Annotated in this window: 10 protein-coding genes; 8 read left to right on the forward strand and 2 right to left on the reverse strand. The window is 58.1% G+C overall.

The window, feature by feature from the left end:
• The first annotated feature begins 2 nt into the window (after positions 1-2).
• The 5 genes from YBN1229_RS01115 to folP all read left to right on the forward strand — a co-directional run bounded on the left by YBN1229_RS01115 (position 3) and on the right by folP (position 6,942).
• Entirely contained in the window at positions 3-863 is an 861-nt protein-coding gene (locus YBN1229_RS01115; RefSeq protein WP_052743590.1) for an OmpA family protein, read from the forward strand.
• A 168-nt stretch (positions 864-1,031) separates the two neighbouring features.
• Positions 1,032-2,030 carry a tol-pal system protein YbgF gene (ybgF, locus tag YBN1229_RS01120; RefSeq protein ID WP_052743591.1) on the forward strand — a complete coding sequence of 333 codons (999 nt, stop codon included), beginning with the start codon at positions 1,032-1,034 and terminating at the stop codon, positions 2,028-2,030.
• Between the two features lie 11 nt (positions 2,031-2,041).
• Complete coding sequence (tilS, locus tag YBN1229_RS01125) at positions 2,042-3,457, forward strand: tRNA lysidine(34) synthetase TilS (protein WP_052743592.1); 1,416 nt, start codon at positions 2,042-2,044, stop codon at positions 3,455-3,457.
• 296 nt (positions 3,458-3,753) lie between these two features.
• A complete protein-coding gene (gene ftsH / locus YBN1229_RS01130) occupies positions 3,754-5,694 on the forward strand; it encodes an ATP-dependent zinc metalloprotease FtsH (RefSeq protein WP_046475661.1) in 1,941 nt (646 codons plus the stop codon).
• A 15-nt stretch (positions 5,695-5,709) separates the two neighbouring features.
• Complete coding sequence (gene folP / locus YBN1229_RS01135; RefSeq protein WP_244464976.1) at positions 5,710-6,942, forward strand: dihydropteroate synthase; 1,233 nt, start codon at positions 5,710-5,712, stop codon at positions 6,940-6,942.
• Positions 6,943-6,951: 9 nt separating this feature from the next.
• On the opposite strand, the gene YBN1229_RS01140 is transcribed toward folP, so the two are convergent.
• Both YBN1229_RS01140 and YBN1229_RS01145 read right to left on the reverse strand, forming a co-directional pair.
• Positions 6,952-7,551 (reverse strand): hypothetical protein, encoded by a 600-nt coding sequence (locus tag YBN1229_RS01140; RefSeq protein WP_046475664.1) that lies wholly within the window; start codon positions 7,549-7,551, stop codon positions 6,952-6,954.
• 19 nt (positions 7,552-7,570) lie between these two features.
• Positions 7,571-8,437, reverse strand: a complete 867-nt coding sequence (locus tag YBN1229_RS01145) for a ParA family protein (protein ID WP_046475667.1) — start codon at positions 8,435-8,437, stop codon at positions 7,571-7,573.
• Positions 8,438-8,883: 446 nt separating this feature from the next.
• On the opposite strand from YBN1229_RS01145, the gene glmM reads away from it, so the two are divergent.
• The 3 genes from glmM (at position 8,884) to serA (ending at position 13,370) form a co-directional block, all read left to right on the forward strand.
• Positions 8,884-10,248 (forward strand): phosphoglucosamine mutase, encoded by a 1,365-nt coding sequence (gene glmM, locus YBN1229_RS01150; protein ID WP_046475670.1) that lies wholly within the window; start codon positions 8,884-8,886, stop codon positions 10,246-10,248.
• Positions 10,249-10,541: 293 nt separating this feature from the next.
• Positions 10,542-11,711, forward strand: a complete 1,170-nt coding sequence (locus tag YBN1229_RS01155) for a phosphoserine transaminase (RefSeq protein ID WP_046475674.1) — start codon at positions 10,542-10,544, stop codon at positions 11,709-11,711.
• A gap of 69 nt (positions 11,712-11,780) precedes the next feature.
• A complete protein-coding gene (gene serA, locus YBN1229_RS01160) occupies positions 11,781-13,370 on the forward strand; it encodes a phosphoglycerate dehydrogenase (RefSeq protein ID WP_046475677.1) in 1,590 nt (529 codons plus the stop codon).
• Positions 13,371-13,389: the final 19 nt, after the last annotated feature.

Genomic DNA, 13,389 nt, shown 5'->3' on the forward strand with positions numbered 1-13,389 from the left:
AAATGTGGCGGTCTGTTCCAGCAATCAAGGTGAAGGGTGCAGCGATTCTGTTAGCGGCTTTGGTGCTCGCAACAGGAGGGCCTCTTCGCGCGGACGAACAACCTACAGTTACAGGCTCTACTGGCGTTGGCGGTGGGCTGTCCTCCCAAATTTCGGATCCGACGCCTTTGCTGGACAAGGGTATCGCTGCCTACCGGGCCGGCAGTCACCTTGAAGCGCAGATGACTTTTGAGAGCCTCGTTGGTCGGTTTCCACAGTCGGTAGAGGCTGAATCGGCGAGGCGATATCTGGCTCGTATCTATTCTCAGATGGGCGATGGCCGCCCGGAGAGCCCACAAGTCACGGAGCCGCAACGGCTTCCTGGAGCCAACTCTTCTCAGTCGCAAGCTTCCGCGCATGCAGATGTCGAACTTGTTCCCAGTGAACGGCTCAGCACCCTTTTGCGTAGCTCAGTTGGTGATCGTGTATTCTTCCCCAAAGGGAGCACGGATCTTGGTGCGCACGCGCGGAATGTGCTGCGCGGACAAGCGAGCTGGCTCAAGCGGCAGGATACAAGCGTTCGTGCTCTCGTGGCCGGACATGCGGACGAGCCATTGGACGAGGACGGCAACAGGATCCTCTCCGCACGGCGTGCGGAAGCTGTGCGCGCCAGGCTGATTGAGGAAGGCATAGCGCCTGATCGCGTCAGGGTCGTTGCCATGGGACGTAGCGAACGGGTCGCGGATTGCTCCAGTGCGCAATGTGCTGTTCAGAATCGCCGCGCAGTTACGATTGTCCTGGAGCGCCGCGTAGACCATTCCCAACCTTTAATTGGGCAAAGCTACTACAGGCCCAAAGAACGTGATGGGCCCGCAAGTTGGTAAGGCTATAAGCGCCTCGCGTTGATTGGCTTTTCCGAGCTATTGTGGGGTGCTATTGACGGCGACCGGATGGGGTCTGCGGTGCAGCGGACAGGCCTGTATGCTCTTCTGTCGCGTGCCAAGGGCAACAACGAACACTTCGTAGATCTTTAGGGGATGAGCGGGTCAGTTATGGTTTCTACAATGCTTCGATATTGCCGCCGCGCGCCATTTGCCATCGCACTTGTTGGTGGCGCGCTCGCCGCAAGCTTCTCTTCAGGAGCTGGCGCGCAACAGGGCGACAGTGTCGCGGCGCTTACGAAGCGTGTCGAGCAGCTCGAAGAACAGCTCGTGGATATGCGGGTTGTGATCGGCACTTTGGAGAGCATGTCACGATCCGGTGGTGGGACGGTGCCCGGCGCGGGGATGGGCGGCGGCTTGTCCGGCAGTGACGCGGCGCGTCTCGATGGGATGGAAACTCAAATTCGTGCGCTGACGGCGCAGATGGAACAGCTTTCCCGGCAAATGCAGTCCTCGGGTGGGTTCAGCACCCAAGCCATCGCGCCACCGCGGGGCATGGGTGGAGCGGGTTCTCAGCCCGCGGTGGCAGCCAATACGTCGGATTCGGGACTTCAGGACTTTGGTGGCTTTGGCTCGACGACGATTACCAGTGACGTTGCTCCGGAAGATCCCATTGGGGGACTTTTAAGTCAGGATGCCAATGTCTCTGCCAATACCAATCCCAACGTCAATGGCAATCACGGCGGATTTGGTGCGCAGCAGGTCGCAGCTGCTCCGATGGGTGGGGGTGACCCCAAGCAGCTTTACGAGACGGCTTATGGCTATCTCCTGCAGCAGGACTACGGTGCGGCGGAAGCCTCGTTCGAAGATTTCTTGAATAGGTATCCTAGCGATCCGCTGTCTGGAAATGCTCAGTACTGGCTCGGGGAAACGCACTTTGTACGCTCGCAGTATAAGGCGGCCGCTTCGGCGTTCCTGAAAGGCTACGAGAATTATCGCCAAAGCTCCAAAGCGCCCGACAGTCTGTTAAAGCTTGCTATGAGCCTCGATAGGCTTGGGCAGCGGGATGCAGCCTGCTCGTCGTATTCCGAGTTGACGTCTCAGTTCCCCAATGCCCCGCAACATATCCGGGAACGTGCTGCAGCGGAGCGCAGCCGCTCCGGGTGCTAGCAGGTTATGCCATGACGGCGAACGGCAACGATGACGCGCCGATCTCTGATCGGGAAATTGCACTCTTGCTGGCGTCGTTGACGGGGTTTTCTCTTCTCGTGCTTGCCGTTTCCGGTGGTTCCGACAGCATGGCGCTGATGCACTTGGTTTCGCGCTGGCGCGGAACATTAGAGGAAGGACAAAGGCCCGAGGTCCTCGTTGCCACCGTCGATCATGGATTGCGGCCTGAGTCCCGCCATGAGGCTGAGGTGGTGGGACAAGTCAGCGCTCAGCTCGGTTTCGGGCATGTCATTCTGACCTGGGATGGTAAGAAGCCTGTTAGCGGGGTGCAAGCTGCAGCACGCCAAGAGCGTTACAGGCTCTTGATGGGACTCCTTGCGGAGCGTTCCCGATTACAGATGCGACATCGCGCCGAAGGCGAAGGGGCGCGGGCAGCACTTGTTACAGCTCATACGCAGGACGATCAGGCTGAAACGCTGCTTATGCGGCTGGCACGCGGGAGCGGTATCCAGGGGCTTTCTGGTATTATGCCTATAACCGAGCGGGATGATGGCATCTGGCTCGTGAGGCCGCTTTTGGAGGTTCCTAAGGCGTGCCTGAAGGCAACGCTTGAGGTTGATGGACAAACGTGGATCGAAGATCCCAGCAATGATGATGTGCGCTTTGAGCGGGTTCGGTTGCGCGAAGCCCGCGAGATGTTGGCATCGCTGGGACTTACCTCCCGTGCGCTCGGCCGGAGCGCGCGGCGTCTTCAACGTGTGCAGGCGCTGGTGGCGGAGGCGGCCGGACAATGGATTGAGGCCAACGCGAACTTCAACGAGGGCGCGTATGCCACCGTTAAACTCGCAGCATTCAGCGATGCGGGCGAGGTCGCGGTGCGCGGACTTCAGGCCATTTTGAGCAGAATGGGCGGAGACGCGTCGGATCCGGAGTTGTCGCAAATCGAGACGCTTGTCGACAGCTTGGCTGACACTGCGGCCGCGAACGCCGAGATGGCCTCAACAACCTTGGGCGGTTGCATTATCGAGGTGGCGAGGCAACGCGGAGCGAACGAGCCTGTTGTGCGGATTTTCCGCGAAGCGGGTAGCTATGGTTTGCCGATACGCTATCTGCACGCAGGTGAGAGTGAGATTTGGGACCGCAGATTCCGGCTCACCGCTAGCCCTGATCTGTCTGATCCTATCTATGTTGCGGCTCTTGGAGCTGACGGATGGGCTCAGTTGAAGCGTGAGAGGCCAGATTTGGCAGACTTTGGTTTGCCGGCACGCGCAGCCGCGACTTTACCTGCCCTATGGTTGGAGGCACGGCTCGTTGCGGTGCCGTATCTTGGGGCGTTGGACGTGAACTTATCTGGCGAGGGCCGGTTAACCGAGGCTGCATTTCTTGGTGTGGAGGTGTCTGGCGGGAAGCCTCGAGTAGCCACGTGAAAGGGGCTGTTAAGCGAGGATCGTCCAAAATCATTGGCACTCTAGGGTGTCGGCCCGCATTGTTTTGGCCTGTTTCTTGCCCATATTGGAGCACAAGTCTTGTCTCGGCGGGGTTTTCCGCCTGTAACCCATCATCACTTTGGCCAAGGCAAGGTGTTTGATGTCTAACTTGGCAATAGCCTGGCAAACTCCTATCTTTACGCAGTAATCGAGAGGGTCGTCGGCATTCGCTCAGGCGTGCTGCCGATGTGACAGCCCAGGCAACGCCCCCGTCGCCGGGCTCAAAAGGAACAGAAATGAACTCAAATTTCCAGAAGCTCGCCATTTGGGTAGCAATCCTGGTTCTGTTGGCGGCGTTATTTAATCTGTTCAATAATCCTGCGCAGAGTCGGCGCGGTGACGAGATTACGTATTCGGAGTTCCTGACCGCAGTTGAGGCGGGCAAGGTGGCGGATGCGACAATCGCAGGTAACCGGATTTCCGGCACCATGAAAGATGCCGGTGGTGCGTTCCAGACCTACGCGCCTGAAGATCCCGGCCTCGTTGAGCGCCTGCGTGCGAAGGACGTTAATTTTAAGGTTGCCCCGCGCGACGAGGACGTCCCTTCCATCATGAGCGTGCTGCTCAACTGGTTCCCTATGCTGCTGTTGATTGCGGTGTGGATTTTCTTCATGCGTCAGATGCAGTCAGGTTCCGGCCGTGCGATGGGCTTTGGAAAGTCGCGCGCCAAACTTCTTACGGAGCGGCATGGACGCGTGACGTTCGATGACGTCGCTGGTGTTGACGAGGCAAAAACTGATCTTCAGGAAATCGTCGAGTTCCTGCGCGACCCGCAGAAGTTCCAGAGGCTGGGCGGTCGTATTCCGCGCGGCTGTCTGCTCGTCGGCCCTCCGGGCACCGGTAAGACGCTTATCGCACGTGCGGTCGCTGGTGAAGCCAACGTGCCGTTCTTCACTATTTCGGGTTCGGACTTCGTTGAGATGTTCGTGGGTGTCGGTGCGAGCCGCGTCCGCGACATGTTTGAGCAGGCGAAGAAGAACGCACCCTGCATCATCTTCATCGATGAAATCGATGCGGTCGGTCGGCATCGTGGTGCGGGCCTTGGTGGTGGTAACGACGAGCGTGAGCAAACGCTGAACCAGTTGCTCGTCGAGATGGACGGCTTTGAAGCGAACGAAGGCGTCATCATCATCGCAGCAACCAACCGTCCTGACGTGCTTGACCCTGCGCTTCTGCGTCCAGGCCGTTTCGACCGTCAGATCATTGTGCCGAATCCCGATGTGTTGGGACGCGAAAAGATCCTCCGCGTTCACATGCGCAAGGTGCCGATTGCTCCGGACGTCGACGCTCGCGTTATTGCGCGTGGAACGCCAGGTTTCTCTGGCGCCGACCTCGCCAATCTCGTGAACGAAGCCGCGCTTCTGGCGGCACGACGCAACAAACGTCTCGTTACGCAATCCGAGTTCGAGGATTCCAAGGACAAGGTCATGATGGGTGCTGAGCGCCGTTCTATGGCTATGACCGAGGAAGAGAAACTCGCGACCGCGTATCACGAGGCGGGGCATGCGCTCGTCAACCTGCTCGTGCCGGGCAATGATCCGCTCCACAAGGTTACGATCATCCCGCGTGGACGTGCGCTCGGTGTGACCATGAGCTTGCCGGAACGCGACAAGCTCAGCTACTCGAAGGAATGGTGCGAGGGCAAGATCGCCATGGCGTTCGGTGGTCGTGTCGCGGAGCAGCTCGTTTATGGCAAGGATCACCTTAATACGGGTGCTTCCAGCGATATCACCCAGGCAACCAACATTGCCAAACGGATGGTCACGGAATGGGGCATGAGCGAGAAGCTCGGGCCGCTGCTCTACAATGAAAATCAGCAAGAGGTGTTTCTCGGCCATTCCATCACGCAACAGCAGAACATGAGCGAGGAGACCGCGAAGGTTATCGATGAGGAAACCCGGCGGATCATCATGGAAGGCTACAACAAGGCTTGGGAAGTCTTGTCGGCCAACCGTGACAAGCTCGAAGCGATCACTCAAGCGTTGATGGAATATGAAACCATCTCCGGAGCCGAGGTGGACGCACTTCTGCGTGGCGAGAAGATCGTACGACGGACCGATGATGAAGGCTCGGAAGGCGGTTCGGCTGGCTCAGCTGTTCCGACAGCCGGTCGGGCAGTACGGCCGCGGCAGGAACCCGACCCCGATACGGGCGGCATGGAGCCACAGCCGGGTTAAGTATCTAAATCCGCCATGAGTTGGTATCAAAGCGGCCGCGAGATTGTCTCTCGCGGCCGCTTCTTTTTTGCCAAAGCGTGGAAGGGCGGCTTGCAATTGACGACTGGTCGCGGGATCTACGTCCAGGACCACAACGAGGCTGGAAGTATGCAACGATCCATTTATCTGCGTCCGATCGGGTTTATTCCCAACGGTGGGAAGGCCTCCGAGGAGGAGGTGTGGGGCGGCATGCCACTGGCCGGTGGGCCGTTGGCCTTCACAGCTTTGGAGATTATCGAACGCAACGGTGCGCGCGTTGAGCGGCGTATGACCGGCTTATCTGAATTCTTCGAGCGTGATTGGGGGCGACATACCTTGCCGGCTTCGGATTTATTCGAAGCCCTGGGCACACCGCGTTCCCGTATCGGCGGGCTTTCCATGGACCGTCCCCGTATCATGGGGATCGTGAACGTGACGCCAGATAGCTTTTCGGATGGAGGGCAGCACGACACCGTACAGGCTGCCGTTGATCACGCGCTTAGGCTGGCGGACGAGGGGGCCGACATCCTCGACATTGGCGGCGAGTCCACGCGTCCCGGCTCCGATGCTGTGGCGGTCGACGATGAACTCAAGCGCGTTCTGCCCGTGCTGGAAGCGTTGCGAGACAAAACGGACAAGCTGATTTCTGTCGATACTCGTAAGGCCAAGGTCATGCGGCTGGCGGCCGAGGCGGGTGCGGACATTCTCAATGATGTTTCGGCTCTGACGTACGATCCGGATGCCTTACGTACGGCGGCGGAAACAGGATTGCCCGTCATGCTGATGCACGCGATCGGTGATCCGAAGACGATGAACGACAACCCTGTCTATGACGACGTTGTCATAGACGTTTTCGACTTTCTTGAGCGGCGAATTCATGCCTGTGAAGCTGCAGGTATTCCCCGCAGCAAATTGATCGTTGACCCCGGGATTGGGTTTGCAAAGCTGTTGCATCACAACGTTGCGGTGCTCTCGGCGATGAGCCTTTATCACGCGTTGGGTGTGCCGGTGCTGTTAGGGGCGTCACGCAAGAAGCTGATTGGTCAGCTTTGCAATGTGGATGTCGCGCGCGAGCGGGTGCCGGGATCCATTGCGGCGGCGCTCTCGTCCGTCGCGCAGGGGGTGCAGACCGTTCGCGTGCATGATGTGGCGGCGACTCGCCAAGCGATCGCAGTCTGGATGGCGGCGCTCTTCGGGGATGAGCGCGCCTTGGCTGAGCCAATCCGGTAGCGTGAGGCGTTAAACAGCGCGGCGGTCAGCGACACGCTTTTCGACGGCTTCAAGGATTGCCGCGCGCAGCGTGACGACGTCGATATCACCCGTCCGCAATTCGCGAGCTAAAACGATCTGCTGGGCCTTCGCCATGGCCCGCAGGTGCGCAACAGATCTGATTTCAGCCAGCTTAACGAGAAGGCCTTCGGCCCCTTCGCGCTTGTAAACCGGCACGAGGCCGAAGACGAAGGGGTCTGCTTCCCCGGTGGTTTCGGGAGGCGGTGCTTGAAGTTGCTCAGCCAGAGAAACCTCGGTCTTTACCGGTTCGGTGACGGCCGGCTCGGAGGCGACGGGTTGAGGCGTCTTTGTTTTGCGAGACCGTGAGGCTGGTTCGCTTTGTTTGCCACTCGTGCCCTGGGTGTCAGTTGATGGCTTCTTGGGCGCGGTCGCTGTGCTGTCGGTGTTGAGCGCTTCTACGTTCTTGCGCACGCGCACTGATGAAAAGACCTGCTTCGAGCATTCCGTCAGGCGGTCTGCCGTCGGCTCATCTAATCCACCCGCTTCCGTGAAAAAGCGCTTGAAAAAGCGATCCTTGGCGGGGCCGGAGAGTTTCTTGGTTTCGTTCATTGTTTCCGTTTCCGCGATGTCAGAGGGGAAGCGACGCGGACAATTCTTTGTAAAGCGCGTTCATTGGCGAAAGCGCTGACGCGTACTTTTCTGTCAGTGTCTGACGTTCTTCAGCCCAATAGAAGGCGTTCGCCAGATCCGGCAGCATGGGTAACTGAGTATTCAGCGTGGGATGGTCGGCTGAAATCGTTTCGATGTAAATCTGGTCCTGCCCGCCTGGGCGCACATAATTTGCCAGACAGCGATACCGACGCTCGGTTGGTGGGATTTCAGCGACGCCTTGCGCATTCTTGCCCTCGATGATCGTCGAAATCTTGTCGACCGCAAATTCCGAGACGGAGTCGGGGCGGAAGGGGACAATGACTTTGTTCGCTAGTCGCAACGCCGCAGCGGTTGCGTTGGAGATGCCTGGCGCGCAGTCAAGAATAATGATGTCAGCCAGCCTCCCTGAGGAGGTTAGCGCGCGTTTGAAGTGCTCGGCGCAGCGTTCCTTGGCGATGCGGAAGGAGCGGGCACTGAGAGAGTAATGCGAGATGAGCTCGTCCTGCATATCCTCAAAACGCAGAGAACCGGCGAGCAGATCGATCGGTGGGGCTTTGCCGTCATCGGTTTCGATATCGCCCACGCCGCGTTGGATGTAGTCCGAGATTGGGTTTTGTCCGTACATCTTGTCTTCGATGTAGGCGGCGACATTCTTTGAGGTCCTTTGGGCCTCAATCCATTGGGCGTTTCCGGTCAGGATCAAAGACGAGTTGGACTGTGCGTCAAGGTCGATAAGCAAAACCCGCTTACCGCCCCACACGGCGAATGCGTGCGCCAGCATGACGGAGACGGTGGATTTGCCCACACCACCCTTGCGGTTCGCGACAGCGAGGAAATATCCCATCCTACTTTCACTCCCTATCTGGCTCTTGGTGAAATCCGGAGCCGGCTGGGCGCATCGCGGATCGTGATGGAGCGAGCCGCGACGATTGCTGGATCTTTTGTTGAGGTATCTACGATTCCATCGCGGTGGTCAGCCCCTGAGGGCTCGCCAGGGCCGTTGGCCAACTTTTCTTCATGGATTTCGGCTATTAAGCGTGTTGGACAATTGAAATCCAGATCCGAGACGGGATGGATATCTTAAGGCTTTGTTGCTGCAACTAATCCGTGGGTAGTCCGGCGCTCTAAAGCAGGGGATGGTTATGAGATCCTGTTTAAACGTCGTATGACATCCAACACATGGATGATATTTCGTTGTCATTCGTCCAACGTAATGATGCGCTTTAGTGCACGGCTATATTGCTTACGCGTGATGGTCGCTTTTCAGCGCGGCAGGAACAGGTAGGAACCATGTCACGACGATATTTCGGTACAGACGGTATTCGCGGTTTGGCCAACCGGCACCCGATGACGTCGGAAGTTGCGCTGAAGGTCGGGATGGCGGCCGGTAAGGTTTTTCAGAACGGCACTCACTCCCATCGTCCGCGGGTCGTGATCGGTAAGGACACGCGACTGTCCGGCTATATGTTGGAAGCGGCGTTGATGTCTGGCTTTACGTCTGTTGGCATGGACGTTTTTCTACTTGGGCCGATGCCGACGCCGGCGGTCGCTATGTTGACACGGTCGCTGCGTGCCGACCTTGGTGTGATGATCTCAGCCTCACACAACAGGTTCGATGACAACGGCATCAAGTTGTTCGATCCGGATGGCTATAAGCTATCTGATGAGACGGAACTGCGTATTGAACAGCTGATTGATGAAGATTCTGCAGAGCTTCTTGCTGCCGCCGACGACATCGGCCGTGCTACGCGGGTGGAGAGTGCGCAAGAGCGCTATATCGAATACGCTAAGCGGACGCTGCCGCGAAACCTGCGGCTCGACGGACTTCGGATCGTCATCGATTGCGCTCATGGCGCCGGGTACAAGGTGGCTCCGGAAGTGCTGTGGGAGCTCGGAGCTGAGGTTATCAAGATTGGCGTTGAGCCCAATGGCCGTAACATCAATCTGAAGTGTGGATCGACGGCGCCGGAAGCGTTGATTGAAAAGGTTCACGAGGTGCGTGCAGATATCGGCATTGCTCTGGATGGGGATGCCGACCGTGTCGTGATCGTAGACGAGACGGGACGTATCGTCGACGGCGATCAGCTCATGGCGGTGATTGCAGAGAGCTGGCATCGACGCGGCCGTCTGGCTGCGGGCGGCATCGTTGCGACGGTCATGAGCAATCTCGGATTAGAGCGGCATTTGCGTGAGCTCGGGCTCGGGCTGCAGCGCACACCTGTCGGTGACCGTTACGTCGTGGAGCACATGCGCAAGCATGGCTTCAATGTCGGTGGGGAGCAGTCCGGCCACATTGTGTTGTCGGACTTTACAACGACGGGCGATGGCTTGGTTTCAGCGCTGCAGGTACTTGCGGTGGCTGTGGCTGCCGATCGGCCCGTGTCCGATGTGTGCCAGCGCTTTGAACCTGTCCCTCAGGTTCTGCAGAACGTTCGATTTGCCAGCGGGAAGCCGCTTGAGGATGAGCGGGTGAAAACGGCGATCGAGAAGGCGCAGACGCGGCTGGGTAACACTGGCCGGTTGGTTATTCGGCCTTCTGGAACTGAGCCGGTTATTCGGGTTATGGCCGAGGGCGATGACGAACAGCTCGTGGGTACGGTCGTCGGTGACATTTGTGAGGCGGTTCGTGTTGCGGCCTCGCAAGAGGCTGCGTGATGGGCGAGGCTTAAATAAACCTTAAAGCTTGCCTGTCATGGTCTACGCTGACAGCGGTTGTTATCGCTAAATAGGTTTTTGACGTCAGGTCATATGCGGACGGGCCTGATGCGAGCGGGGTAACCGGATGACCGGTTGCCCCGCTTTGATGTTTAAACGGGTGTAAAGCGCTGGTCGCCCGTCGGTCGTATGATCCTAACGTTGAGATTGCCGGACCCGGATCAGATCTGTCATTGTCGTCAGTGGGACACCTCCCCCCAACGGGAGGCTGCTACTTGGAAGGGTAGTGTACAATGACGACACTTGCTAAGCCTGCCGTTCGGCCGGCTAATCCGCATTTTTCTTCGGGCCCCTGCGCCAAGCGTCCAGGCTGGAGCCCCGCGGTTCTCAAGGACGCATTTCTCGGCAGATCCCACCGTGCGCGCGAAGGTAAGGCGCGCCTTCAGCTCGCTATCGATCGGACCAGGGCTGTTCTTGAAGTGCCGGACGATTTCCGGATCGGCATCATGCCTGCTTCGGACACCGGTGCCTTCGAAGCGGCAATGTGGACGCTTCTCGGTGAGCGCGGTGTCGATGTCCTAGCCTGGGAGAGCTTCGGCAAAGGCTGGGTCAGCGACATCGTCAATCAGCTCAAGCTGGATGATGTACGTCGCCTGGAAGCTGATTACGGCCGGTTGCCGGACCTCAGTGCAGTAGACTTCTCGCGCGATGTCGTTTTCACGATGAACGGCACCACGTCAGGTGTGCGTATTCCCAATTTTGAGTGGGTCGCGGCGGATCGTTCGGGGTTAACCCTGGTTGATGCGACGTCGGGTGCCTTCGCGCAGCCCATCGACTGGGGCAAGGTCGATGCGCTTACGTTTTCTTGGCAGAAGGTGCTGGGGAGCGAGGGGGCGCATGGCATGCTTATCCTCAGCCCTCGCGCAGTCGAAAGACTCGAGTCCTATAACCCTCGCTGGCCGTTGCCGAAGATCTTTCGCCTCACGAAGGATGGCCGGCTCATCGACGGCATTTTCGTTGGCGAGACGATCAACACCCCGTCGATGCTGGCCGTTGAAGATTATCTCGATGCTTTGGCGTGGGCCCTGGATCAAGGCGGTCTCAAGGGCTTGATGGCCCGGGCGGATGCGAATGCTCGCGTGCTCATCGATTGGGTCAACGCAACGGATTGGGTCGCCAATCTTGCTGACGATCCGGCAACTTACTCCAACACTTCGGTTTGCCTGAAGATCGTTGATCCACGTGTGATGTCTCTGGATCGGCAAGCGAAGTTCGCCAAAGGCATTGCGTCGCTGCTCGATGCTGAAGATGCCGCGAAGGACATCTCGTTTTATCGGGATGCGCCTCCAGGTTTGCGCATCTGGACTGGAGCCACGGTCGAAACGGCCGATGTGGCGGCGCTGCTGCCGTGGCTCGAGTGGGCTTTTGAGCGGTGTATCGCCGATCTGGCGCACAAAAGCTGAGCGCAGCTTGTGGCCGCGGATGGCCCCTGAGTGTCTCCCCTTTTGTTTCGTTTCTTAGGATGAACATCCATGACTACTGCAAAGGTCCTCATTACGGACAAGCTTTCTGAAACAGCCGTTCAGATCTTCAAGGATCGCGGCCTCGACGTGACGTTTGATCCGACGCTTGGAAAAGATCCGGAGCGTCTCTTGCGAGTGATTGGCGAGTACGACGGACTTGCCGTGCGTTCGGCCACCAAGGTGACGTCGAAGGTCATCGCGGCCGCGGATCGTCTCAAGGTGATTGGGCGTGCGGGAATTGGTGTCGACAATATCGACGTTAAGGCTGCAACGGCTAAAGGCATTATCGTGATGAATACGCCTTCGGGCAATTCAGTCACGACGGCGGAGCATGCCCTTTCGATGATGATGGCTCTTGCGCGCCAGATCCCGCAGGCGAATGCTTCAACGCATGCCGGCAAATGGGAAAAGTCGAAATTCCTGGGTGTTGAGTTGTTCAACAAGACACTTGGTGTGATCGGGTGCGGAAACATCGGTGCAATCGTTGCCGACCGGGCCATCGGTCTCAAGATGCGCGTGATCGCTTATGATCCGTTTCTGACGGAAGACCGCGCGGTGGCTCTCGGCGTCGAAAAGGTCGAACTCGACGCGTTGTTGACGCGTGCGGATTTCATTTCTCTCCATGTGCCTCTCACGGACAAGACACGTAACATCTTGTCAGCGGAGGCCCTTGCGAAGACGAAGTCGAGCGTCCGCATCATCAATTGCGCGCGTGGAGGTTTGATTGATGAGGAGGCTCTCGCAAGCGCATTGCGGGCCGGACACATTGCGGGCGCGGCTCTCGACGTTTTTGAACAGGAGCCGGCGACCGATCATCCGCTATTTCTCTTTGATAACGTCATTTGCACACCTCACCTCGGTGCGTCGACCGGTGAGGCCCAAGAGAAGGTCGCACTGCAGATCGCAGAGCAGATGTCAGACCACCTTTTGAAGGGAGCGATTACCAACGCCATCAACTTCCCTTCGATTACGCCGGAAGAAGCGCCGCGATTGATGCCGTACGTTACTCTCGCAGAGCAGCTCGGCTCGTTTGCCGGGCAGTTAACGGACGTGGCGATCAAGGGTGTTCGGCTTGAATATTGCGGTGAGGCTGCCGGGCTTAATGTGAAGCCGCTGACCGCTGCGGCGCTGGGTGGATTGCTGCGTCCGTCCATGCCGGACGTGAATATGGTGTCTGCCGCCCACAACGCAGCTCAACGCGGGATCGCCGTTGAAGAGATGACGTGTTCTCAGCACGATGTTTATGAGAGTTTCGTCAAATTGACGGTGAAGACGAATAGCTATGAGCGGTCCGTAGCGGGAACGATCTCCGTCGATGGACGGCCAAGGTTCATCCAGGTGCGTGATATCGATATGGATTTCGCTCTTAGCGAGCATATGCTGTTTGTGCGCAACCAGGATAAACCCGGCTTCATCGGCAACTTTGGGACGCTGATGGGAGAAAACGGGGTCAACATTGCGACGTTTAACCTAGGGCGTGAGACCCCTGGCGGGGAAGCCGTTACCGTTGTTGCGCTCGATGATGCCGTTTCCGATGAGGTACTGAAGCAGGTTTCCCAGCTCAAACACGTTGTGCGGGCGCGTCGACTAAGATTTTGATGCTCCTTTCGGACCGGTC

It is taken from the genome of Candidatus Filomicrobium marinum, assembly GCF_000981545.1.
GTDB lineage: Bacteria > Pseudomonadota > Alphaproteobacteria > Rhizobiales > Hyphomicrobiaceae > Filomicrobium > Filomicrobium insigne.

What these genes read in the sequence shown, in the direction of transcription:
- YBN1229_RS01140 (WP_046475664.1), bottom strand. Translation starts at nt 7,551, where the DNA reads ATGAACGAAACCAAGAAACTCTCCGGCCCCGCCAAGGATCGCTTTTTC.
- ftsH (WP_046475661.1), top strand. Translation starts at nt 3,754, where the DNA reads ATGAACTCAAATTTCCAGAAGCTCGCCATTTGGGTAGCAATCCTGGTT.
- YBN1229_RS01145 (WP_046475667.1), bottom strand. Translation starts at nt 8,437, where the DNA reads ATGGGATATTTCCTCGCTGTCGCGAACCGCAAGGGTGGTGTGGGCAAA.
- glmM (WP_046475670.1), top strand. Translation starts at nt 8,884, where the DNA reads ATGTCACGACGATATTTCGGTACAGACGGTATTCGCGGTTTGGCCAAC.
- YBN1229_RS01115 (WP_052743590.1), top strand. Translation starts at nt 3, where the DNA reads ATGTGGCGGTCTGTTCCAGCAATCAAGGTGAAGGGTGCAGCGATTCTG.
- ybgF (WP_052743591.1), top strand. Translation starts at nt 1,032, where the DNA reads ATGGTTTCTACAATGCTTCGATATTGCCGCCGCGCGCCATTTGCCATC.
- folP (WP_244464976.1), top strand. Translation starts at nt 5,710, where the DNA reads ATGAGTTGGTATCAAAGCGGCCGCGAGATTGTCTCTCGCGGCCGCTTC.
- serA (WP_046475677.1), top strand. Translation starts at nt 11,781, where the DNA reads ATGACTACTGCAAAGGTCCTCATTACGGACAAGCTTTCTGAAACAGCC.
- tilS (WP_052743592.1), top strand. Translation starts at nt 2,042, where the DNA reads ATGACGGCGAACGGCAACGATGACGCGCCGATCTCTGATCGGGAAATT.
- YBN1229_RS01155 (WP_046475674.1), top strand. Translation starts at nt 10,542, where the DNA reads ATGACGACACTTGCTAAGCCTGCCGTTCGGCCGGCTAATCCGCATTTT.